Origin of the sequence: Streptomyces rectiviolaceus, assembly GCF_039533825.1 — a bacterium.
Classification (GTDB): domain Bacteria; phylum Actinomycetota; class Actinomycetes; order Streptomycetales; family Streptomycetaceae; genus Streptomyces; species Streptomyces rectiviolaceus.
The window spans coordinates 1-1,001 of record NZ_BAAAUG010000101.1; the positions used below are offsets into that span (position 1 = coordinate 1).

Below are 1,001 nucleotides of genomic sequence, written 5' to 3' on the forward strand. Positions count from 1 at the left end.
GACGGCTTCGTCGTCACCGCGATGCCCGACGGTCTCCAGGGCCTGGAGGCGTTCCGCGCCGGGATGTGCGCGGTCCTCTCGGGCCGCACCGCCGAGGGGCACGCATGGTTGCGCCGCTGCCTGGACGGCCTGCCCGAGACGAGCGATCCCGCCGGGCTGCTGCGCGCCGGAGCCGCGGCCCTGGTCGTCGGCGAGGTCGAGACCGCCTGCGGGGCAGGTGCCCGAGCGCTTGCGGCCGTGCGCGCGTACGGCCCCGAGGTCCTCCTTGCGCGCGCCCTGGAACACCTGGCCTACGGAGAACTGCGCGCGGGCCGCCACACCAGGGCTCGGGCGCACGCACTTGAGGGGCTGAGGGCCGCGCACCGCACCGGGCAGCCCAACGTCGCGGTCTCCCGGCACGCCGTCCTCGCTCTCACCGCGTCCGTGGAGGGCGACGCGGAGGTCTGCGCGGCGCACGCGGCAGCCGTGGCGGAGGGAGCGGGGCCGCACGGGCTCACCCAGCCCGCCACGCTCGCCGTCTGGGCCGTCGCGCGGGCGGATCTCGCCGCGGGGCGTCCGGGGGACGCGGCGGCCCGGCTCGCTCCGCTGGTCGCCCCGGGACCCCGACGCGGGCACTTCGCGGTCAGGATGCTTGCCGTCCCGTGCTTCGTGGAGGCGGCAGTCCAGGCCGGGCGCACGACGGAGGCCCGCAACGCCACAGCGGCGTTCACCCGCTGGGCCGAGACCACCGCCGACCGACTTGCCCCGGCCCAACTGGCCCGCTGCCGTGCCCTGTTGGCTGGGCCGCAGCAGACGGCCGCGGCGTACGAGAGCGCCCTGGCGCACCACGACCGCTCACCCGGCGAGTTCGAACGCGCCCGTACGCAGCTCCTCTACGGCCAGTGGCTGCGCCGCAGGCGCCGTACCCGCGAGGCGCGCGGCCCGCTGCGGGACGCCCTGGTCGGCTTCGAGCGGTGCGGCGCGCGCGCCTGGGCGGACCGCAGCCGCGGTGAACTCCGGGC

General features: G+C 77.8%; 1 pseudogene. It reads left to right on the forward strand.

The window, feature by feature from the left end:
* A pseudogene (locus ABD378_RS27080) lies at nt 1–1,001 on the forward strand (LuxR family transcriptional regulator); the annotation flags it as partial.